Below are 22,444 nucleotides of genomic sequence, written 5' to 3'. Positions count from 1 at the left end.
CGGCGTACTGCGGGCTTACCGCTCGCGCAGGAAGCGCGCCATCGACACGTCGCCGCCGCCCGGGGCGGCCGGCGTCGGCACCAGTTCGGCGGCGATGTCGACGAAGCCGCGCATCACCGCGATCTCGCGCGGGGGGCGGTTGAGCGTGTCGCGCTGTGACGGGTCGGCACCGGCGCGCAGCAACTTCAGCACCACGCGCATCAGCCCGTGCAACGCGGCCAGGTGCAGCGGACCGAAGCCGCGTGGGTCCTGCGCGTCCAGGCGCGCGTCGTGGTCGAGCAGCTGGTCGATGCCGGCGATCAGCACGTCCTCGTCGGCCGCCGAACCGGGCTCGGCGCGCGCGCCGAGCAGCAGCAGCAGCGGCGTGGCGCCGGCCGCGGGTAGGTCGGCTTCGGCGCCGGCCAGCAGCAGGGTGTCGAGCAGCGCGACCAGGCGCGCGCGTTCGCGCGCGGTGAAGCCGAACATCGCCGCGCAATGCAGCGCGGTGCGGCCCTGTGCATCGGTGGCGTGGACGTTGCCGCCGGCCGACAGCAGGCGCGCGGCCATGTCGGGCAGGCCGAGCGCGCAGGCCACCATCAGCACGGTGAGGTCGCCGGGCAGGCGTTGTTCCAGCGAGACGCCGGCGGCGATCAGGCGATCGACCACTTCGACGTGGCGCATGCTGACCGCGGCCGAGAGCGGCGTCGCGCCCGAGTGCGCCGCCAGTTGCGGATCGGCGCCGCGCGCGAGCAGCAGGTCGACGACGGCGCGATGACCGCCACCGGCCGCACGCAGCAGCGCGCTGCAGCCCTGGCTGTCGCAGGCGTCGACCGGCAGGCCGAGATCGAGCAGGCGACGCACCGCGTCGGCATCGCCGACGATCGCCGCGGCCGGCACGTCCGACGCACGCAGCGGCCGCTTCGGCAGCGGCCAGCCGCGCCAGTCGAGCCAGTCGGCGAGGTCGCGGCGGCCGGACGACAGCGCGACGCCCAGCGGCGTCTGCCCGTCGGCGGCGAGCAGATCGGGCGCGGCGCCCTGCGCGACCAGCTTCTTCAACATTGCTTCGCGGCCGAGCGCGGCGGCCAGGTGCAGCGCACTCATGCCGTGGCTGTCGCGACCGTCCAGGCTGACGCCGATCGCGAGCAGACGGTCGACCAGGCGCGACCAGCCCAGGCGCACGGCCAGCGCCAGCGGCGGATCGCCGGCGGGCGACGGCGCGAACGGATCGGCGCCGCGCTCGAGCAGGTCGAGGGCGAAGTATTCGAGGCCGCGCGCGGCCTGTTCGCTGGCCGAGCAGGCCGCGAGGAAACGCGCCAGGCCGCCGCTGCCGGCGGGCGAGACGCCGCGGCGCAGCAGCGTCTGCAGTGCCGGCAACGCCGACGGGCCGCGCACCAGCAGGGCGAACAGCGGGGTGTCGCCGCGGCCGTCGCGGACGCCGGCATCGGCGCCCCAGCGCAGCAGCCGTTCGACCTGTTCGGGGCTGGGCGCGGGGGCCTCGTCGTGCAGCAGCGCGCCCAGCTCGAGCGGGCCCAGCAGTTGCGCGAGCCCGTCGAGCTCGTTGCCGCGGCGCTCGTGCAGGCCTTCGCGCAGCAGCGCGGCCGGGGCACGGTCGGGCAACGGTGCGTCGGGCGAGTCGAGCGTGTCGCTCACCGCCGACGGCAGGGGATAGGCGCGGTCCAGCGCCGCAACCAGCGCCCAGCGCCCGGCTTCGGCGGCGCGGTCGATGGCGCGCTTGTCGTCGAAGTCACGCATCTCGGCATCCAGGCCGAGGGCGAGCAGGCGCTCGATCAGCGCGGGCGTGGCGTTCTCGGACATGGCTGCGAGCATCAGCGCGCCACGACCGTGCGCATCTGCAGCCGCGGCTTCGTTGGCGCCGCCCTTGGGCAACTGCGTCAGCAGGCGTTCGAGCACGGCGAGGCGGCCGCCGCGCGCGGCTTCCAGCACCGGCGTGCGGCCGAGGCGGTCGCTGGCGGCCGGATCGGCACCGGCGGCGAGCAGCACCTCGACGATCTCGGCGTGGCCGGCGAACGCGGCTTCGTGCAGCGCGCTGCGGCCGTGGGCGTCGCGCGCGTCGGCCTTGGCCTTCTGCTTGAGCAGCAACTGCACGCCGGCGGCGTCGTCTTCCTCGGTGCCGGCCGCAGCGAGCAGCGCGGGCTGGCCACCGACGGGTTCGGGCCGGGCGCCGCGTTCGAGCAGGAATTTCGCCAGCCGCCAGTTGCCCGCGGCGCAGGCGACGCCGAGCGGCGAGAGGCCGTCGACGTTGAGCACGTCGATCTCGGCCGCGGCATCACGCAGCAGCGCGGCCACGCCCGGGTCGGAACTGCGCGCGGCGTGATGCAGCGCGGTGTTGCCATCAAAGTCGACGGCGCGCGGGTCAGCGCCGTTGGCGAGCAGGGTCATCACCGCGTCGGGGCGGCCGTGCCAGCTGTCGCGCGTGGCGGCGAGCAGCGGCGTCATGCCCGCGTGCGCGGCGTTGAGGTCGCTGCCGCGGGCGATCAGCGCGCGCAGCAGGCGCAGGTCCGGCAGTACCGCGGCGAGCACGGCGAGGCTGCGCTGGTCGCGCTCCGCCTGCGGCGGCGGCGCGTGCACGTCGGCGCCGGCGTCGATCAGCTGCAGTGCCTGCTCGACCCGGCCGGCGCGGGCCGCGGCGTAGAGTTCGGCCTCCAGCGGCAGGCCGCTGAGGGGCAGTTCGCTGGCGGCGTCGGCATCGGTTTCGGCGACGATCTCGGGTTCGGGCAGGGCGTCGGCCGCGGCGGTGCGCTGCAGCAGCCAGTGCAGCAGCGGCGAGGCCAGCAGCACGCTGCCCGCGAGCGCCCAGCGCGCCGCGCTGCCGAGCAGGCCCGGCCAGGCGAGCAGCACGATCGCGCCGAGCAGCATCGTCACGATCGCGGCGACACCGAAGCCGCGCCATGCGCCGGCATCGAGTTCGCCCAGCTCGCGCCAATGGCGCATGGGCAGGCCGCCTTCGGTTTCCATGCCGTGCCACAGCGGCCACAGCCGCCACAGCCCCAGCAGCACCACGCCGGCCATGAAGCTGAGGCCGAGCGCGGCCGGCAGCGAACCGCCCGCGGTCAGCGCGGACAGCGGCCAGGCGACCACAGCCAGCGTCAGTACCGCTGCCCCGGCCCACAGCAGGGCGAGCCAGCCGGCTTCGTGCAGCAACGCCTTGGGTGTGGCGAATTCGCGGCCGCGCAGCTGCGCGACGGCCAGGGCGAACGCCGGCTGCGCCAGCAGCGCGGCGATTGCGGCCACGCCGCCCAGGCCGGACAGCGCCGCCAATGCCACGCCGGCGGCGAGGCTGGCCCAGGCCAGGGCGAGGCTCGGGGTACGGGCGACCACGGCCGGCGCGGCGGCGGATTCGGTGGCGGGCGGCGCCGCGATGGCCTCAGGCATCGGTGCCCCAGTCTTCCGTCATCGGGTCTTCGACCGTCGGCGGGAATTGCAGGTGGAAGCCGCGCGCGACCAGGTTCTCGCGCACGACCGCCACGTCTTCGCGGGCGAGCTTGCGGTCCGGGGTCAGCGCCACTTCCAGCACGAACTGCAGGTTGCCCAGTTGCGCGCGCACGGGATCGGGCAGGCGCGCGAAGTCGTCGCGCGCGCCGAGGTACACGTAGGTGTCGGCTTTGCGGAGGCTCTTGTAGACGTAGGCTTGCATGCGATCGGGGGACGGACTCGCCGCGTGACAACGCGCACAGCATAACCGTCCCCATTCGCATGGGTAGCCCTTTTCGCGCAGGGATTGCGCGTTCAGGCGCGGGTCGCGACATCCGCGGCCGCCGGGTCAGCGTGCGCCGATCGCGCGCCACGATCGCCCGGCACGATCGCCCGCCACGATCGCCCGCATGGCGACGGCGGCGAACAGCGAGTGCCGCGGCGGCTTGCCGCTCCTGCGCATTCGTGCCCGGAACGCGGGCTTCATGACCTTTGGCCCGGTCCCGCGCGGATGCGGCTGCTACCCTGCCGCCCGGTCTTCCAACCTGCCGCTGCCAATGCACCGTCTGTTGCCGCTTCCCGCCCTGCTGCTCGCCGCCTCGCTGCTCTCGACGCCCGCCGTCGCGCAGACGTCCATCACCCTCGACCAGGCCATGGCCGACCCCGACTGGATCGGCGCGCCGGTGGAGAAGGCGTGGTGGTCGTGGGACGGCCAGCAGGTGCAGTACCTGCTCAAGCGCGACGGCGCGACGATCCGCGACACCTGGCGCCAGCCGGTCGCCGGCGGCGCCGCCACGAAGGCCGATGGCGCGACGCGTGCGGAGCTGGATGCCGCCGATCCCGTGTTCGACGCGGCGCGTGCGCGCATGGCCTTCATACGCAACGGCGACGTCTTCGTGCGCGACCTGCGCAGCGGCGCGCTGACCCAGGTGACGCGCAGCGACGCCACCGAGGCGCTGCCGCAGTGGAGCCGCGACGGCAATCTGGTGTTCCGCGCCGGCAACGACTGGTTCCAGTGGCGCGCCGGCGTCGGCGTCGGCCAGGCCGCCGTGCTCAAGGCGGAGAAGGACCCGGGCGCCGCACCCAAGGCGGACGACCTGCGCGATCGCCAGCTGCGCATGATCCGCACGCTCCAGGACGACAAGGACCGCCGCGACGCCGCGCGCGAACAGGACCAGCAGTGGCGCGGCACCGATCCCACGCGCGCGCCGCTGCCGGCGTACCTGGGCGCCGACGTCACCATCGTCGACAGCCTGATGTCGCCCGATGCGCGCTGGGTCCTGGTGGTCACCACCGCCAAGGACGCCGAGGAAGGCCGCGGCGGCAGGATGCCCAAGTACGTGACCGAATCGGGTTACGAGGAATTCGAGGACGTGCGCACGCGCGTCGGCCGCAACGCGCCGCTGCCGCAACGGCTGTGGCTGGTCGACCTCGCCGCGGGCAAGGTCCGCGAACTCGCGTTCGACGCCCTGCCCGGCATCAAGGACGACCCGCTCGCCGCGCTGCGCAAGGCGGCGAAGCAGGACGCGCTCAAGGGCAATCGCGCGGTGCAGGTGCTGACCAGTGGCGACAACAGCGGCCCGCCGTCGATCCGCTGGAGCGACGACGGCCGCAGCGCCGCGGTGATGGTGCGTGCGATCGACAACAAGGATCGCTGGATCGCCACCGTCGACCTGGCCAACGCCAAGCTGCAGTCGCGCCACCGCCTCACCGACCCGGCCTGGATCAACTGGGGCTTCAACGAATTCGGCTGGACCCCGGACGGCCAGCTGTGGCTGCTGTCCGAGCAGAGCGGCTATTCGCACCTGTACCTGAGCGACGGCAGCACGCCGCGTGCGCTGACCTCGGGCCAGTGGGAAGTCTCCGCGCCGCAGCTGTCGGCGGACGGCAAGTCCTTCTACTTCCTGTGCAACCGCACGCGCCCGGGTGACTACGAGGTCTGCGCCGCCGACCGCAATGGCGGCGTGCGCGAACTGACCCACCTCGACGGCGTCGAGGACTTCAGCCTCTCGCCCGACGGCCGCCAGCTGCTGGTACGCCATTCGCGCAGCTACGTGCCGGCGCAGGTGTCCGTGGTCGGCATCGACGGCGGCGACGCGCGCCAGCTCACCGACACGCGCAAGGACGCGTTCAAGGCGCGCGAATGGATCCAACCCGAATACGTGCAGGTGCCGAGCAAGCACGGCGCGGGCACGATCTGGGGCAAGTACTACGGCCCGAAGCAGCTGGAAGCCGGGAAGAAGTACCCGGTGGTGATGTTCGTGCACGGCGCCGGTTACCTGCAGAACGTCAGCGACCGCTACCCCAACTACTTCCGCGAGCAGATGTTCCACAACATGCTCGTGCAGCACGGCTACATCGTGCTCGACCTCGACTACCGCGCCTCCGAAGGCTACGGCCGCGCCTGGCGCACCGCGATCTACCGCAACATGGGCCACCCCGAACTCGAGGACTACCTCGACGGCCTGGACTGGCTGGTCGCCAACAGGCAGGGCGACCGCGACCGCGCCGGCATCTACGGTGGCTCCTACGGCGGCTTCATGACCTTCATGGCGCTGTTCCGCGCACCGGGGACGTTCAAGGCCGGCGCCGCGCTGCGCCCGGTGGCCGACTGGTCGCAGTACAACCACGAGTACACCAGCAACATCCTCAACACGCCCGAACTCGATCCGCAGGCGTACCTGGTGTCCTCGCCGATGGAATTCGCCGACAAGCTGCAGGACCACCTGCTGATCGCGCACGGCATGATCGACGACAACGTGTTCTTCAAGGACTCGGTGATGCTGACCCAGCGCCTGATCGAACTGCGCAAGGACAAGTGGGAGATCGCGCCGTACCCGCTGGAGCGGCACGGCTTCACCCATCCCGACGCGTGGTACGACGAGTACCGCCGCATCTACGAGTTGTTCGAGCGGACGCTGAAGTGAGGCCATCCATGTCCACGCGCGACTTCCCCACGGCGGAAACTTCCGCACGCCTTGTCGCTGGCATTCGCCGCGTCCTGCCTGCATTGCTGGCGCTGCCCCTGCTGGCAGGCACGGCCCGTGCAGGCGACCTGACCGAAGCATTCACCGGTGTGCCGCACAAGCAGCTGGTGGCCGGACTGGCTCCCGCGGCCGCGGCGGGCGACGTTTCCGTCGTGGCGCCGATCGGCGGCCAGGCACCGACCGTCCTGGGCATGGCCACGATCACACTGCGCCCGGCGCAGTGCCACCTGGCCTTCGAGAACGCGCTGGGCTCGCTGTATGCCTGCCAATGGCGCACGGCTCTGGTCCAAGGTGCAACGGGGCCGATTTCCGCCGCATCGCGGCACCGCGTAGCGCTCTGGCACGCGCGCGAGGGCGAGCGTGCGGCCGCCTTCGTCTTCTACGACCTCGAGGCAGCAGAGGGCGACGAGGCATTGCTCAAGGCGGTGCAGAAGAAACGCTTCGGTATCGTGTCGATCACGGCGTCCGAATGGAACGCCAACGTCCGACCCGGGCGACAGGACACCAGCGCCATCCTGGCCATGGACTCCGCGGCCAAGGCCGCGGTGGCGGCGATGGATCGCCCGGACGAATTCAAGCTGCTGCACGCCGTGGACGCGCCGGCGCCGGACCAGGCGGTGATCTGGGGCGACCTGCGCGCATTCGGCGAAGTGCTGGTGCAGAAATTGGACGGCAAGACGATGTGGCACGTGCCCTTGAATGGCTATGCCCAAGCGATCGCAACGACACCCGGCGCTCATCGCCTCGACCTGGTCCTGATTGCCGGTGCGGGCGCCCCGCGCGATTACGAGCAGCCGCTGGACGTGAACCTCAATGCCGGGCACACCTACGTCGTCGGCTTCGGCATCGACGACAAGCCCGCGATCGAGGACCTGGGCGTCGGCGTCCGCTGCGAGCGACGCAAGGCCAAGATGATGATGGCCGCGTCGTACCGCAACGCCTGGCTGGCTTGCCGTACGCCCGAGGCCACACAGCCGTAACACCGGCGTGGTCGGCGGGGAGGCCTGCCGGCCCGATCCAGGGTCACGTGCTTGCCTCGTACAATGCGTCGATGAACGACCTCGACACCGTCCGCGACTACCTCACCGGCCTGCAGGACCGCATCTGCGCCGCGATCGAAACGGCGGACGGACACGCCCGCTTCGTCGAGGACGAATGGAAGCGCGCGGAAGGGGGCGGCGGGCGCACGCGGATCCTGCGCGACGGCGCGGTGTTCGAGCAGGCCGGCATCGGCTTCTCCGACGTCTCCGGCACCAAGTTGCCGCCGTCGGCCAGCGCCGCGCGCCCGGAACTCGCCGGCGCCTCGTGGCGCGCCATCGGCGTGTCGCTGGTGTTCCACCCGCGCAATCCGCACCTGCCGACCACGCACGCGAACGTGCGCCACTTCCGCGCGGTGCGCGACGGCGAAACGGTGGCGTGGTGGTTCGGCGGCGGCTTCGACCTGACCCCGTTCTACCCGGTCGACGAGGACGTGCACCACTGGCATCGCACCGCACGCGAGCTGTGCGAGCCGTTCGGCGGCGCACAGCGCTACGCCGCCCACAAGCACTGGTGCGACGAATACTTCTTCCTCAAGCACCGCGGCGAGACGCGCGGCATCGGCGGGCTGTTCTTCGACGACCTGCACCAGGATTTCGACCGCGACTTCGGCTATATGCGTGCGGTCGGCGACGGCTTCCTCGACGCCTACCTGCCGATCGTGGAGCGGCGCCGCGACACGCCGTACGGCGAGCGCGAGCGGCAGTTCCAGCTGTACCGCCGCGGCCGCTACGTCGAGTTCAACCTCGTGTTCGACCGCGGCACGCTGTTCGGCCTGCAGAGCGGCGGGCGCACCGAATCGATCCTGATGAGCCTGCCGCCGCTGGTGCGCTGGGAATACGGCTTCACGCCCGAAGCCGGCAGCGCCGAGGCGCGCCTGCAGGACTACCTGCGGCCGCGCGATTTCCTCGCCGAACTCGGCCACGACCACGCCTGAGCGGCGACGCCTCGCGCCGCGTCAGTTCCACTTGCCGTCGGCCGTCTCGATCATGATGTGACCGTTGGGCTCCAGCATCGCGCGCTTGACGTCCTTCTCCGAACTGCAGCCGGCCAGCCGCATCGCGGTGATGAAGTCCGAGCGGGCGATCAGCTGCTGGCGCAGCACCGGCCAGTAGACCTCGCCGTCCTTGGCCAGCAGCGTCGGCCTGCCTTCCATCAGCCAGCGGAAACGCTGCGAACGCGCCGAGCCCCAGGCCGCGATCCAATTGAGCGCCATCAGCGTGCCGGCCATGAAGAACGCGCCGGTCAGCGAGTTGTCGCCGCCATTGATGCCGTTCTGCACGGTGTTGCCGATCAGGATCAGCATGATCATGTCGAACGGCGTGAACTGCCCCATCGCGCGCTTGCCCGACACCCGCATCAGGCCCGTCACCAGCACGTACACGGCGATCCCGCGCAGCACGAACACCCACCACGGGGCGGACATCTGGAACATCTCGGACATGACGCCCCCAAGGCATGACGGTGCGGCGATATTCGCATGCGCCCCACGCATGGCGACCCGATGCCCGATCGCCCGACTGACGCCAAAGTGGCGCCCCCGATCACCATCTGGAGGAGAGCCCCCTTAGCAAGGGGGCGCGGCGAAGCCGCGGGGATTGGAAGCCGTGAGCGCGGGGGCCCAAAGTTTTGCTCGCAAAACTTTGGGTTTATTTCTGCGAATGCAGAAATAAAAAGCCCCGCAGGCAGGGGGGGCCGGCGGGGCTGGAGGAGCTGGGCCTGGGGAGGGGCCGTCGCTCCTGGGATCACTCCAGGGGAGGGAGAGATCAGCGACAGGCGTTGCACCTGTCGCGAGCAATAAGACCACCCTTCACATGGATAGTTCGTGAAGGGTCGAGTTAACGATTTGTTGGGTTCAGGACGGATTCATTCCAGCAATTCCGGCAAAAACGCGCCGAACGGCAGCCAGCATGCAGCTTCCGCGGCGAAAGCCGGATTAACAATCCCGTCACCCCGCGAATCCCCCGGTCAGGTAGTCCCGGAACGCGTCCGCCGGCGGCACGAATCCGCGTTTGCGCCTCAACTATGCAGCCCGCTCAATGCGCCTGCCCCCAGTTCTCGCCGACGCCGCTGTCCACCACCAGCGGCACGCGCAGCTGCGCCGCGGCGGCCATCCGCGCGGACACTTCCGTCCGCAGCGTGTCGACGAAGCCGGCATCGACCTCGAACACCAGTTCATCGTGCACCTGCAGCACCATCAGCGCCTGGCTGCGGTGCGCCTCCAGCCAGTCGTCGACGTCGACCATCGCGCGCTTGATGATGTCGGCGGCGGTGCCCTGCATCGGCGCGTTGATCGCCGCGCGCTCCGCGCCCGCGCGCAGGCCCTGGTTGCGGGCGTTGATGTTCTCCAGGTACAGGCGGCGCCCGAACACGGTCTCCACAAAGCCGCGGTCGCGCGCCTGCTGCCGCGTGCGCTCCATGAAATCGCGCACGCCGGGATAGCGCGAGAAGTACAGCGCGATGTAATCCTGCGCCTCGCCGCGGGCGATGCCGAGGTTGCGCGCCAGGCCGAACGCGCTCATGCCGTACATCAGGCCGAAATTGATCGCCTTGGCGGCGCGGCGCTCGTTGCCGCTGACCTCGTCCAGGCTCTTGCCGAACACCTCCGCCGCGGTGGCGCGGTGGATGTCGGCACCGGATTCGAACGCGCGCAGCAGGCCCGCGTCCTCCGACAGGTGCGCCATGATCCGCAACTCGATCTGCGAGTAGTCGAACGAGACGATCTTGCGGCCCGCAGGCGCGATGAAGGCGTCGCGGATGCGGCGGCCATCGTCGGTGCGGATCGGGATGTTCTGCAGGTTCGGATCGTTCGAAGCGAGCCGCCCCGTCGCCGCGCCGGCCTGGTGGTAGCTGGTGTGCACGCGTCCGGTGTCCGGATTCACCATCTCCGGCAGCTTGTCGGTGTAGGTGCTGCGCAGCTTGGCGAGGCCGCGGTATTCCAGGATCACGCGCGGCAGTTCGTGCAGGTCGGCGATCGCTTCCAACGCTTCTTCATTGGTCGAAGGCGCGCCGCTCGGCGTCTTCACCAACGCCGGCAGCTTCAGCTCCTCGAACAGCAACTGGCCGAGCTGCTTGGGCGAATCCAGGCTGAAGCTGCGCCCGGCCAGTTCGGTCGCCTTCTGTTGCGCGGCGAGCATGCGCTTGCCCAGGTCGTTGGACTGGCGGCGCAACTCGTCGGCATCGATCAGCACGCCGTTGGCTTCCACGCGCTCCAGCACCGGCACCAGCGGCATCTCGATCTCGCGGTACACGCGCTCCAGCGCCGGTTCCGCCGCGAGCTTCGGCGCCAGCGCGCGATGCAGGCGCAGGGTCACGTCGGCGTCCTCGGCGGCGTAACGGGTGGCATCGTCGAGCGCGACCTGGGCGAAGGAAATCGCCTTGGCGCCCTTGCCGGCCACGTCCTCGTACTTGATGGTGTCGTAGCCGAGGTAGCGCCGCGCGAGCGAATCCATGTCGTGGCGCGTTGCGGTCGCGTTGTAGACGAAGCTTTCCAGCATGGTGTCGTCGGCATAGCCGCGCACGTCGACGCCATGGCGGCGCAGCACGTGCAGGTCGTACTTGCCGTGCTGGCCGATCTTGCGCTTCAGCGGATCGGCGAACAGCGGCCGCAAGGCCTCCAGCACGGCCGCGCGCGGCAGCTGCGCCGGCGCGCCGGGATAGGTGTGGCCCAGCGGCAGGTAGGCGCCGTGCCCGGGTTCGACCGCGAAACTGATGCCGACCAGGTCGGCGCGCATCGGGTCGAGCGAGTCGGTCTCGACGTCGAAGGCGAACGCGTCCGCGCCGCGCAGCTTCGCCAGCCACCCTTGCAGCTGCGGGTCGTCGACGATGCAGTCGTACTGCCCGGGCACCGCCAGCGCCGGATCGACGGCTTCGGCCGCCACGCTGCCGCGCGCATAGCCGGCCGCGGTACCGCGCACGCTGATCTTGCCGGCATCGTCGTCGCCGGCCGCGCCGGCGGGCGCCTCCAGCTCGCGCAGGGCCTGCTTGAAGCCGTAGCGCGCGTACAGGCGGCGCAGTGTCTCCACGTCGCGCGGCTGCAGCACGAGGTCGCGTGGCCGGTAGTCCAGCGCCACGTCGGTCTTGATGGTGGTGAGCGTGCGATTGAGCGGCAGCCGCGACAGCGCCGCGCGCAGGTTCTCGCCGATCTTGCCCTTGATGTCGTCGGCATGCGCGATCACGTTGTCGAGCGTGCCGAATTCGCCGAGCCATTTCGCCGCGGTCTTCGGCCCGCACTTCTCCACGCCGGGGATGTTGTCGACGCTGTCGCCCATCAGCGCGAGGAAGTCGACGATCTGGTCCGGACGCACGCCGAACTTTTCCACCACCGCCGCCTCGCCGTCGTAGCGGCTGCCGCTCATGGTGTTCACCAGCGCGATGCCGGGCCGCACCAGCTGGGCGAAGTCCTTGTCGCCGGTGGAAATGGTCACCTCGATGTCGTCGGCGGCGCCCTGCGTGGCGAGGGTGCCGATCACGTCGTCGGCTTCGACGCCGCCGATGCGCAGGATGCGGAAGCCGAGCGCCTGCACGATCTCGCACATCGGCTCGACCTGCGCGCGCAGGTCGTCCGGCATCGCCTGGCGGTTGGCCTTGTACGCGGGATAGAGCTCGTCGCGGAACGTGGGGCCGGGCGCATCGACCACGAAGGCGATGTAGTCGGGCTGCTCCTTCAGGTGCGCGCGCAGCATGTTGACCACGCCGAACAGGGCGCCGGTCGGCTCGCCCGCCTCGTTGTTCAACGGGGGCAGCGCATGGAAGGCGCGGTACAGGTAACTGGAACCATCGATCAGGACGAGTCGCTTCATCGTGGCATTCTAACCGTGGCCTTCCGCGTGCCCGCGCGCGGAAGGCCATATGCGCCGCCTTGACGCCGCATTCACTGCAACGCCCGCACAAGGCATGCTTCGGTTTCGTATCGATCGGCTGGGGAGCCGCTTGCGCCCGTCCGCGACCCGCTTCTACAACTTCGCCTTCGTCCTGGGCCTGGCCTTGCTGGCCGCGCTGGCCTGGCAGGGCAAGCGCACCCAGGACCAGCTGCTCGCCGCCAACCGCTCCGTCGCGCACACCGCGGAACTGATCTCGGTCATCCAGCGCCTGCTGTCGACCCTGCAGGACGTGGAGGGCGGTGCGCGCGGCTACGCGATCACCGGCGACCGGCGTTTCCTCGAGCCCTACACCCGCGGCCGGCAGCGGCTCGCGGCCGATCGCAGCCGGCTCGGCGCGATGCTGGCGACCCGCGTTCCCGCGCAGTGGTTGCAGCAGCTCGACCGCGACATCCAGGTCCGGCTCGGATCGTCGGCGACCGCCATCGCGGTGCGCGAGCGCGCGGGCCTGGTGCCCGCCGCGGACTACATCGCCCGCGGCATCGGCAAGCAGGCGATGGACCGCATCCGCAGCCGCCTCGGCGACATCGAGAACCGCCAGCGCGACCTGCTCGAACACGGCCAGGCGCGGCTGGCGCAATCGATGGCGCGCGCGCGGCGCCTGTTCTGGGCCGGCGTCGTGGTCGCCGGCCTGCTGCTGGCCGGCGCGTTGCAGGCGATGAACCGCAACCTGCGCACCATCCGCCAACTCGCGCACAGCGCGCAGGCGGGCGAGAGCCGCCTGGGCGCGCTGTTCCGCGCCCTGCCCGACACCCTGTTCGAGCTGCAGCCGGACGGCCACGTCGCCAGCCTCGCGCGGCCGGCGCAGGGCGGCCTGCTCGGCCTGCCCAGCCAGCTGGTCGCGGCGATGCGCGAACGCCGCGGCCGGCACGCGGACGCGCAGACCTTCTTCTGGTCGGAAGAGGGCGGGCGCGACTACGAGATCCGCATGTCCGAAGCCGAGGCCGGCAGCCGGCTGGTGATCGCGCGCGACGTGACCGACGCCACGCGCTCGCGGCGGATGCTGCGCGACCAGCAGGCCTTCCTGCGCAACATCGTCGACACCGACGAGAACCTGATCTTCGTGCGCGACCACGAAGGCCGCTTCGTGCTGTGCAACCGCGCGTTCGCGGCCCTGGCCGGACTCGCGGTCGACCGGATCGAAGGCCACACGTTGAACGAGATCGCCACGGACGCGCAGCTGGCGCCACTGCTGCAGGGCTACGGCGAGCTGATCGAGGGCAGCCTGGCGGAACTGCGCCTGGCCGAAGTCGGCGTGTTCGACGCCGCCGGCCGCGAGCGCTGGCTGCAGTTGGTGAAGCGGCCGCTGCTGCTGTCCGACGGCAGCCGCAGCGTGCTGTCGGTGGCCGTCGACCTGTCGATGCGCCGGGAAGTGGACCAGATGAAGAGCGAGTTCGTCTCCACGATCAGCCACGAGCTGCGCACGCCGCTGACCTCGATCCAGGGCGCGCTGGACCTGCTCGCGCAGGGCGATGGCCTGGCCACCGCGGAGCGCAACCTGCTCGCCATCGCCCGCCGCAACAGCGATCGCCTGCTGCAGCTGATCGGCGAGATCCTCGACCTCGACAAGCTCGGCAGCGGCCGGCTGCAGATCGATGCGCGGCCGCTGGCGCTGCGCCCGCTGGTCGCGCTGGCGATCGCCCACACCCAGCCCTATGCGCACAGCTACGGCGTCGAGCTGGTGCTGGCCGCGGGCGACGACGGCATCGTGCGCGTGGACCCGCACCGCTTCGAACAGGTGATGGCGAACCTGCTGTCGAATGCCGCCAAGCATTCACCGCAGGGTGGCACGGTGACCGCGAGCGTGCAGCGCGTCGGCGACATGCTGGAGGTGGCGGTGGCCGATCGCGGCGGCGGCATTCCCGAAGAATTCCGCGGCCGCGTCTTCGAGCGCTTCGCCCAGGCGGATGCGTCCAACGTGCGCCGTCGCGGCGGCACCGGGCTGGGGCTGGCGATCACCCGTGCCCTGGTGGAACAGATGCATGGCACCATCGGCTTCGCCACCGAGAGCGGCGCCGGGACGCGATTCCACGTGCGCTTCCCGCTGATCGATACGCAAGGACCGTCGAGCGCTGCATGAACCGACCCGAGGAACACACCAACGGCCACCACGGGACCGATGCCCGGATCCTGATGATCGAGGACGAGGACGACATCGCCTTCCTGCTGCGCCTGATGCTGGAACGCGACGGTTACCAGGTCGAGCACGCGCCCGACGGCCGCCAGGCCCTGGAACGCTTCAGCGCCGCGCCGCCGGCGCTGGTGATGATGGACATCATGCTGCCGTACCACGACGGGCTCGAGCTGATCGAACGCCTGCGCGCGACCCCGGGCTGGGAGCGCATTCCCGTGCTGATGCTGACCGCGAAGTCGCGCGAGGCCGACATCGTGCGCGCGCTCGAACTGGGCGTGGACGATTACGTGACCAAACCGTTCCAGGTGGAGGAAGTCCGCGCGCGGGTGCGGCGCCTGCTGCGGCGCCCGGCGTGAGGCGGGAGCGATGACGGCCGCCGGAGCGCGCGCATGAACGACTGGCTCGCGTGGCTGCCCGCACAACCGGCGCTGCGCGTGGCGGCGATCGCGGCGGCCGTACTCGCGGCGACGACCGTCGCGGTGATGCTGTACGTGCTGGCGCTGTCGCAACTCGCGCTGCGCCGCGGTCGCCGCTACGCGGTGTTCGCGGCGCACTGGCGGCCGCTGCTCGCGCAGGCCGGGCTGGACGAACTGGATCCGCTGCCGACGCGCCCGTCGCGCGGCGAGGAACTGTGGTTCCTGCTGCTGTGGATGACGATGCAGCGCTCGCTGCGCGGCTCCGCGCGCGATCGCCTCAATGCCCTGCTGCGCCGGCTCGGGCTCGCCGATCGCGTCGTCGCCCTGCTGCGCGGTGCGACGACGCGCGTGCGCAAGCGCCTGGTCGCGCTCAATGCGATGCGCCATCTCGCCGATCCCGCGCATTGGGACGACATCGCGCCGCTGCTGCCGCATCCGAACCGCTTCATCGCCCTCGCCGCGGCCGAGGCGCTGGTGGCGACCGACGCGGCGCGTGCGATGGCCCTGCTGCTGCCGATGGCGGCGACGCGCCGCGACTGGTCGACGCGCCAGCTGGAGAACCTCGCCCGCCTGGCCGGCCCCGATGCACTGACGCCGGTGCTGCTGCGCCTGCTCGCCGACGACAACGCCCACGAGCGCAACCTGTTGCCGCTGCTGGAATACGCCACGCCGGCGAGCACGGCGGCGTGGGCGCGCCGCACCCTCGATCGCGCCGGCGACACGGACGAGCGCCGCGCGTCGCTGCGGGTGCTGGGCGCCCTGCGCGACCCCACCGATCGCCCGCGCATCCTCGCGGGCCTGCACGATGCGGACCCCGACCTGCGGCTGGTCGCGGTGCAGGCGCTGCGTCGGCAGGCCGGGCGCGAGGACATCCCGGTGCTGCTGCACATGCTCGCCGATGCGAGCTGGTGGGTACGGCAGGAAACCGCGGACGCACTGGCGACGTTGCCCGGACTCGACGCCGGCGAAGTCGAGGCGCTGCTCGACCGGGTCGACGACCGCTACGGCCACGACGCCCTGCAGCGGGCGATCGCGGAGGCGCGCGCATGACCGCGCCGGTCGCCACCATCGACGTGACGAGCCCCGGCTGGTGGCTGCAGATCGGCTTCATCGCCTACTTCGCCGTGCTCAACGGCGGGTACCTGCTGCTGAACCTGCTGTCGATGGTCAGCCTGCGCCGCTACATGCGCCAGCGCGCCGACCTCGGCCGCGACGTCGCTTACCTGGGCGTCGAACCGGCGATCTCGCTGCTGGTCCCCGCCTACAACGAGGAAGCCACGGTGCGCAGCTCGGTCAGTTCGATGCTGCAGCTGCAGTACCCCACGTTCGAAGTCGTGGTCGTCAACGACGGCTCCAGCGACCGCACCCTGGAGGTGCTGCGCGAGGCGTTCGCGCTGGAACCGTATCCGCAGCCGTTGCACCGCACGCTCGAACACGAGCCCGTGCGCGCGATCTACCGCTCGTTGCGCCATCCCAACCTGCGCGTGGTCGACAAGGCCAACGGCGGCAAGGCCGACGCGCTGAACGCAGGCATCAACGTCGCCCGGCACCCGCTGTTCTGCGCGGTGGACGCCGATTCGATCCTGCAGCGCGACAGCCTGCTGCGCGTGGTGCAGCCGTTCCTGGAGGACGAGCGCACGGTCGCGGCCGGCGGCACCGTGCGCATCGCCAACGGCTCGCAGGTGCGCGGCGGCTTCCTGCTGCGCGCGGGATTGCCCGCCAGCCTGCTCGGCCGGCTGCAGATCGTGGAGTACCTGCGCGCCTTCCTGTTCGGCCGCCTGGGCTGGTCGCCGATCAACGCGGTGCTGATCATCTCCGGCGCGTTCGGGCTGTTCGATCGCCAGCGCGTGATCGCCGCCGGCGGCTACCGCACCGATACCGTCGGCGAGGACATGGAACTGGTGGTGCGCCTGCACCGCTACCACCGCGAACGCCGCATTCCCTACCGCATCCGCTACCTGCCCGATCCGATCTGCTGGACCGAAGCGCCCGAAGACCTGCGCACGCTGGGCCGGCAGCGCGCGCGCTGGCAACGCGGCCTGTCCGAAAGCCTGGTCCGCCACGCGCGCTGGGCGCTGGGTCCGCGCGGCGGTCCCGCGGGCTGGCTGGCGTGGCCGTTCATGGCCTTGTTCGAGTGGCTGGGACCGGTGGTGGAACTGGCCGGCTACGCCTTCATGCTGCTCGGCTTCGTGTTCGGCTTCGTGTCCTGGGTCGCGCTGTCGCTGTTCCTGCTGATGGCGATCGGCATGGGGATCCTGCTCTCGGTCAACGGCCTGTTGCTGGAGACGCTGTCGTTCCGCGTGTACGCGCACAAGCGCGAGATGCTGCAGCTGTTCGTCGCCGCGGTGATCGAGAACTTCGGCTATCGCCAGCTCAACACCCTGTGGCGCTGCCGCGGGCTGTGGCAGTGGCTGTCGCGGCGGCGGCGGCAGTGGGGCGCGATGCGGCGCAGCGGCAGCTGGGGCCAGCAGTAACCGCGCGACAACCCGACGCCACCCGTGCCGCGACCGCGCGGCGGCTTCATCGGCGTGCGCGTATGCTTTGCGCATCCCCCTCGCGGAGTCCCGCCATGCGCACCGTTCCCGTCCTGATGGCCACCCTCCTCGGCGCCGCGCTTGCCGGCTGCGCGACGATGGGCGGCGACCCGACCGCCAACCTTGAAGGCGCGGACGTGACCACGCGCATGGTCGATGGCGACCGGATCGAGGAGTACCGCGTGCAGGGCCAGCTGCAGGTGGTCAAGGTGACGCCTCGCCGCGGCAAGGCCTACTACCTGATCGACCGCAACGGCGACGGCCGCCTCGACAGCAGCAAGGGCGAAGGCCCGGTGTCGCCGGTGATGTGGAAACTGTTCGAGTGGAACTGAGCGCGATCCGGTAGCGGTCTGCCCGCTCCGGCACTGCGCTGGAAAAGCGGTAAATGCCCCGAAAAAACAAGGCCCGCTTTCGCGGGCCTTGTCGTTGCAGCAGCTGATCCGGGGATCAGGCCGCAGCGTCCTTGAGCTTCTTCAGCGCGCGGACCTTGATCTTCACGGTGGCCGGCTTGGCGGCGAACCACTGCTCTTCCTTGGTGAACGGGTTGATGCCCTTGCGCTTCGGCTTGGCCGGCACGTTCACCACGTTGATCTTCAGCAGGCCCGGCAGGGTGAAGGCGCCTGCGCCCTTCTTGCTGACCGAAGCGTGCACCGCGCCTTCCAGCGCGCCCAGGATCGCACGCACGTCCTTCGCGACGACGCCAGTCGTCTCGGACAGGTGAGCGACCAGGCCGGACTTGCCCAGCACTTCCTTGATCGGCTTGACGGCGGCCGGCTTGGCAGCGGCCTTCTTCGGAGCAGCTTTCTTCTTCGCCATTTTTGTATGTCCCCCGGATGGAGAGTTGGTTTGAGGTATGCCTGGAAAAACCCCTCGGCAAGCGGAATGTAGGGCACAAAAGCCGCGGCGCCAAGCGTCTTTTTGCACTTTTTTCGGTTTTTTTCCGGGCGTGGCGACGGATGGCGTCGGACTGCCGCCCCTGCAAGCGATTTCAGGCCGGTTGCAGGTGCGACGACGCCAGCTTCAGCCACTTGCTGCCGGCGCTCTCGAAGTTCACCTGCACGTTGGCGTAGGCGCCGCTGCCGACGAAATCGGTGACCACGCCGTGGCCGTAGCTGGGGTGCACCACGTCCTGGCCGAGGCGGAACGCCGGCACGTCGATCGCGGCGTGGCCGAGGTCGCGGCGCGGGGTGGATGCGTACACCGGTCGCGACACCTGCACCTTCGGCCGCACTTCATGCAGCAGTGCAGCAGGGATTTCGCGCAGGAACCGCGACGGCGTGCCGTACATGTCCATGCCGTGGATGCGCCGCGTTTCCGCGTAACTGAGCACCAGCTTCTGCCGCGCGCGGGTGATGCCGACGTAGGCGAGGCGCCGCTCTTCCTCGACGCGCTGCGCGTCCTCGGACGACTTCAGGCTCGGGAACAGGCCTTCTTCCAGCCCGCCCAGGAACACCAGCGGGAACTCCAGGCCCTTGGCGCTGTGCAATGTCATCAACTGCACGCTGTTCTCGCCGGCCTGCGCCTGGCCCTCGCCCGCTTCCAGCGCGGCGTAGCTGAGGAAGGCGATCAACTCGGGCATCGCCGCGGCTTCGTCCTCGTCGTCACGGCCGGTGAAGCGCGAGGCCACCGACACCAGTTCGTCGAGGTTGTCGGTGCGCGAGTCCAGCTGCCCGCGGGATTCATTCGCATAGTGCTCGCGCAGGCCGGACCGGCCCAGCACGTGGTCGATCTTCTCGGGCAGCGGCTTGGCCTCAACCTCGTTGGCGAGGTCGTCGACCAGCAGCAGGAAGCCGGCCAGCGCGTTGCGCGCCCGCGCCGCCAGGGTGTTGTCGGCGGTGAGCCGGCGCGCCGCTTCCCACAGCGCGACGCCGTCGGTGCGCGCGCGCTTGCGCACTTCCTCCAGGGTGCGGTCGCCGATGCCGCGTGCCGGCGTATTCACCGAGCGCTCGAACGCCGCATCGTCCACGCGCGAGGCGACCAGCCGCATGTACGCCAGCGCGTCCTTGATCTCGGCGCGCTCGAAGAAGCGCATGCCGCCGTAGACGCGGAACGGGATCTTCGGCTCTTCCTGGAGGATTTCTTCGTACGCGCGCGACTGCGCGTTGCTGCGGTAGAGGATGGCGACATCGCCGTGGTCGCCGCCGTCGCGCACCCACTGGCGGATGCGTTCGACCACGAAGCGCGCCTCGTCCATCTCGTTGTAGGCGGCGTACAGGTCGATCGGCTCGCCGTGGCCGGTGTCGGTCCACAGCTTCTTGCCGAGGCGATCCGGGTTGTGCGCGATCACCGCGTTGGCGGCATCCAGGATGGTGCTGGTGGAGCGGTAGTTCTGCTCCAGGCGGATGGTCTGCGCGTCGTGGAAGTCACGCAGAAATTTCTGCATGTTCTCGACCTTGGCGCCGCGCCAGCCGTAGATCGACTGGTCGTCGTCGCCGACCACGAACACATGGCCGGTGTCGCCGGCGAGCACGCGGATGAAGGCGTACTGGATCGCGTTGGTGTCCTGGAATTCGTCGACCAGGATCTCGCGGAAGCGGTGGCGGTAATGCGCCAGCAGCGCCGGGTTGTCGCGCAGCAATTCGTGCGCGCGCAGCAGCAGCTCGGCGAAGTCGACCAGGCCGGCGCGGTCGCAGCGCTCCTGGTACAGCGCGTAGCAGCGGTGCATCACGTCGAGCCAATCGTCGTTGGGCTCGGGCTGTATGTGCTGCGGGCGGCGGCCCTCGTCCTTCTGCGCGTTGATCCACCACACGATCTGCCGCGGCGGGAAACGCGTGTCGTCGAGTTCCAGCTGCTGCACCACGCGCTTGACTAGGCGCAGCTGGTCGTCGCTGTCGAGCACCTGGAAGCCCTCGGTCAGCTTGGCTTCCTGCCAGTGCAGGCGCAGCAGGCGGTGGGCGATGCCGTGGAAGGTGCCGATCCACAGCCCGCGCGCGCCGTGGCGCAGCAGGTGCTCGGCGCGGTGGCGCATCTCGCCGGCGGCCTTGTTGGTAAAGGTCACCGCGAGGATGCCGTGCGGCGGCACGCCGAAGACTTCGTTGAGCCAGGCGATGCGGTGGGTGAGCACGCGGGTCTTGCCGGAACCGGCACCCGCGAGGACGAGAAAGTGGCCCGGCGGTGCGCTGACGGCCTCGCGCTGGGCGGGGTTCAGCGCGTCGAGCAAATGCGAAACATCCATGCGCGCATTCTACCGGCCACGCGTCGCACCGGCCGCGCCAGCCGCGCTTCACGCGGCAGGCGGCACAGTGGCGGCCTGGTTCCGGACCGGATCCGTCGCATGCACCGCTCGCCACTTCCAACCTGGTACTGGGGCCGCCTCGTCGGCGCGCTGTTGCTGGCCGGCGCCACGTTGCCGCTCGCGGCCGCCGATACCGCCGGCGCCAAGCTGCGGTTCGACCGCGACGCCCTGCGCGACGGCGACCGCGTGCTGCACGTGCAGGTCGCCCCCGACATCGACGCCGCCCGGGCACGCCTGCTGCGCGGCTGGATCGCCGAAAGCGCGGCGGCGACGCTGACCGCCTACGGCCGCCTGCCGCTGGCGGATGCGACGGTGCAGATCAGCGAAGTGGACCGCCCTTCGGGCAGTCCCGTGCCGTGGGGCCAGACCCTGCGCCGCGACGGCGTCGCCGTGCTGCTGTACGTGCGCCGCGATGCCAGCCTGGCGGAGCTGCGCGCCGACTGGACCGCCGTGCACGAGCTGTCGCACCTGTTCCATCCCTACCTGGGCGACCGCGGGCGCTGGCTCGCGGAAGGCCTGGCCAGCTATTACCAGAACGTCCTGCGCGCACGCAGCGGCCTGCTCGCCGAAGCCGAGGCGTGGCGGAAGCTGGACGCGGGTTTCGGTCGCGGCCGCCGCGATGGCGGCGACGCGCGACTCGATGAACTCGCCGTCGGCCGTGCACGCGGCGGCACCATGCGCGTGTACTGGGCCGGTGCGGCCTACTGGCTGGAGATGGACCTGGCGCTGCGCGCACGCGGCAACAGCCTCGACGCGGTGTTGTCGCGCTACGCCGATTGCTGCCTGCGCGGCACCGGCACGGTCGCACCGGCGGATTTCGTCGCCGAACTGGACCGCATCGCCGGCGGCAACGCTTTCAGCGAACGCTACCGCCGCTACGCGGCGTCACGCGCATTCCCCGACCTGGATGCGGCCTACGCGCAACTGGGCCTGCAAACGAGCGACGAGGGCCTGCGCTTCTCCGACCGCGCCGATGCGGTACGGCTGCGGCGCGCGCTGATGGGGCGGCGCTGACGCGCGCCGCGCTCAGTGCGCGTGGGCGTGCTCGCGCTTGCTGGTGGTGCCGGTCATCAGCTTGTCGGTCCAGGCGATGCCGATCGCCGACAGGATGAACAGGCCGTGGATGATCACCTGCCACATCACGCCGTCGGCGGTGACCGAGGTGCAGGCCTTGAGGTTCTTGGCACCCGCATCGATCAGCGGTTGCATCATCTTCACCGCTTCGATGCCCGCGACCGAGCTGCACAGCGGCAGGCCGTCGACCATGCCCACTTCGATGAAGCTCTTGAGCAGGTGGATCGAGGAGATGCCGATGATCGCCATGGCCAGCTTCACCTTGAGCACGCTGGCGTTGACGTGGCTGAGCCACTCGGGCTGGTCGGGGTGGCCTTCCAGGCGCAGGCGCGAGACGAAGGTCTCGTAGCCGCCGACGATCACCATCATCAGCAGGTTGGAGATCATCACCACGTCGATCAGGCCGAGCACGATCAGCATGATGTCCTGCTCGCTGAGGTGCGGCGTCTCGTGGATCAGGTGCCACAGTTCCTTGGCGAACAGGAACACGTACACGCCCTGCGCGACGATCAGCCCCAGGTACAGCGGCAGCTGCAGCCAGCGCGAGGAGAAGATCAGCGCGGGCAGTGGGTTCAGGCGGGCATCGGAGCGGACGTCGGACATCGGAATGCGGCATGGAAACAGGGAGGCCGCAGGGTAGCGGCGGGCGGTGGCGCTGCCAAGTCGGAAGCGGATGCGTAGGGCGGGCCTTGATCCGCCGCTTCGCCTCATGCATGGAAGCATGAAGCCCGCAAG

Annotated in this window: 17 protein-coding genes; 9 read left to right on the top strand and 8 right to left on the bottom strand. The window is 70.5% G+C overall.

From position 1 onward, the window contains the following. Window positions 1-15: 15 nt before the first annotated feature. The 3 genes from H8B22_RS08520 to H8B22_RS08510 form a co-directional block, all read right to left on the bottom strand. On the bottom strand, window positions 16-3,372 hold the full coding sequence (locus tag H8B22_RS08520) for an ankyrin repeat domain-containing protein (protein WP_187711020.1): 3,357 nt from the start codon (window positions 3,370-3,372) through the stop codon (window positions 16-18). Then, window positions 3,365-3,634 carry a YcgL domain-containing protein gene (locus H8B22_RS08515; protein ID WP_187711019.1) on the bottom strand — a complete coding sequence of 90 codons (270 nt, stop codon included), beginning with the start codon at window positions 3,632-3,634 and terminating at the stop codon, window positions 3,365-3,367. Before H8B22_RS08515 ends, H8B22_RS08520 begins: the two co-directional genes overlap by 8 nt. 126 nt (window positions 3,635-3,760) lie before the next feature. Then, window positions 3,761-3,898, bottom strand: coding sequence for a hypothetical protein (locus H8B22_RS08510; protein ID WP_187711018.1), 138 nt, complete (start codon window positions 3,896-3,898; stop codon window positions 3,761-3,763). Between the two features lie 70 nt (window positions 3,899-3,968). Here H8B22_RS08510 and H8B22_RS08505 point away from each other — a divergent pair, with 70 nt between their 5' ends. From H8B22_RS08505 to hemF, 3 genes are all read left to right on the top strand, one after another. Continuing rightward, window positions 3,969-6,338, top strand: coding sequence for an alpha/beta hydrolase family protein (locus tag H8B22_RS08505; protein WP_187711017.1), 2,370 nt, complete (start codon window positions 3,969-3,971; stop codon window positions 6,336-6,338). An 8-nt stretch (window positions 6,339-6,346) separates the two neighbouring features. Then, window positions 6,347-7,378: a hypothetical protein gene (locus tag H8B22_RS08500; protein ID WP_187711016.1), complete on the top strand. Its 1,032-nt coding sequence runs from the start codon at window positions 6,347-6,349 to the stop codon at window positions 7,376-7,378. A gap of 71 nt (window positions 7,379-7,449) precedes the next feature. Then, entirely contained in the window at window positions 7,450-8,373 is a 924-nt protein-coding gene (gene hemF, locus H8B22_RS08495) for an oxygen-dependent coproporphyrinogen oxidase (RefSeq protein WP_187711015.1), read from the top strand. A gap of 21 nt (window positions 8,374-8,394) precedes the next feature. Here hemF and H8B22_RS08490 read toward each other — a convergent pair whose 3' ends face one another. Beyond that, complete coding sequence (locus tag H8B22_RS08490) at window positions 8,395-8,880, bottom strand: DUF421 domain-containing protein (protein ID WP_187711014.1); 486 nt, start codon at window positions 8,878-8,880, stop codon at window positions 8,395-8,397. A gap of 592 nt (window positions 8,881-9,472) precedes the next feature. Next, window positions 9,473-12,238 carry a DNA polymerase I gene (polA, locus tag H8B22_RS08485; RefSeq protein ID WP_187711013.1) on the bottom strand — a complete coding sequence of 922 codons (2,766 nt, stop codon included), beginning with the start codon at window positions 12,236-12,238 and terminating at the stop codon, window positions 9,473-9,475. 130 nt (window positions 12,239-12,368) lie between these two features. On the opposite strand from polA, the gene H8B22_RS08480 reads away from it, so the two are divergent. The 5 genes from H8B22_RS08480 (at window position 12,369) to H8B22_RS08460 (ending at window position 17,732) form a co-directional block, all read left to right on the top strand. Next, window positions 12,369-14,396, top strand: coding sequence for an ATP-binding protein (locus H8B22_RS08480; RefSeq protein ID WP_187711012.1), 2,028 nt, complete (start codon window positions 12,369-12,371; stop codon window positions 14,394-14,396). Continuing rightward, complete coding sequence (locus H8B22_RS08475) at window positions 14,393-14,806, top strand: response regulator transcription factor (protein ID WP_187711011.1); 414 nt, start codon at window positions 14,393-14,395, stop codon at window positions 14,804-14,806. The genes H8B22_RS08480 and H8B22_RS08475 overlap by 4 nt, the downstream gene beginning before the upstream one ends. 33 nt (window positions 14,807-14,839) lie before the next feature. Beyond that, entirely contained in the window at window positions 14,840-15,916 is a 1,077-nt protein-coding gene (locus tag H8B22_RS08470) for a HEAT repeat domain-containing protein (RefSeq protein ID WP_187711010.1), read from the top strand. Beyond that, on the top strand, window positions 15,913-17,340 hold the full coding sequence (locus tag H8B22_RS08465) for a glycosyltransferase family 2 protein (protein WP_187711009.1): 1,428 nt from the start codon (window positions 15,913-15,915) through the stop codon (window positions 17,338-17,340). The genes H8B22_RS08470 and H8B22_RS08465 overlap by 4 nt, the downstream gene beginning before the upstream one ends. Before the next feature lie 95 nt (window positions 17,341-17,435). Further along, window positions 17,436-17,732: a DUF2782 domain-containing protein gene (locus H8B22_RS08460; protein ID WP_187711008.1), complete on the top strand. Its 297-nt coding sequence runs from the start codon at window positions 17,436-17,438 to the stop codon at window positions 17,730-17,732. 115 nt (window positions 17,733-17,847) lie between these two features. On the opposite strand, the gene H8B22_RS08455 is transcribed toward H8B22_RS08460, so the two are convergent. Continuing rightward, window positions 17,848-18,216 carry an HU family DNA-binding protein gene (locus H8B22_RS08455; protein WP_187711007.1) on the bottom strand — a complete coding sequence of 123 codons (369 nt, stop codon included), beginning with the start codon at window positions 18,214-18,216 and terminating at the stop codon, window positions 17,848-17,850. A gap of 172 nt (window positions 18,217-18,388) precedes the next feature. Then, complete coding sequence (uvrD, locus tag H8B22_RS08450; protein ID WP_187711006.1) at window positions 18,389-20,575, bottom strand: DNA helicase II; 2,187 nt, start codon at window positions 20,573-20,575, stop codon at window positions 18,389-18,391. Between the two features lie 99 nt (window positions 20,576-20,674). Here uvrD and H8B22_RS08445 point away from each other — a divergent pair, with 99 nt between their 5' ends. Next, window positions 20,675-21,649: a M61 family metallopeptidase gene (locus H8B22_RS08445; protein WP_187711005.1), complete on the top strand. Its 975-nt coding sequence runs from the start codon at window positions 20,675-20,677 to the stop codon at window positions 21,647-21,649. A gap of 12 nt (window positions 21,650-21,661) precedes the next feature. Here H8B22_RS08445 and H8B22_RS08440 read toward each other — a convergent pair whose 3' ends face one another. Continuing rightward, window positions 21,662-22,312 carry a TIGR00645 family protein gene (locus tag H8B22_RS08440; RefSeq protein ID WP_187711004.1) on the bottom strand — a complete coding sequence of 217 codons (651 nt, stop codon included), beginning with the start codon at window positions 22,310-22,312 and terminating at the stop codon, window positions 21,662-21,664. Between the last annotated feature and the right edge of the window lie 132 nt (window positions 22,313-22,444).

The organism is Lysobacter terrestris (genome assembly GCF_014489475.1).
GTDB lineage: Bacteria > Pseudomonadota > Gammaproteobacteria > Xanthomonadales > Xanthomonadaceae > Agrilutibacter > Agrilutibacter terrestris.
Note: the sequence above shows the minus strand (reverse complement) of the source record. Positions and strands in the feature narration are given on the sequence as shown.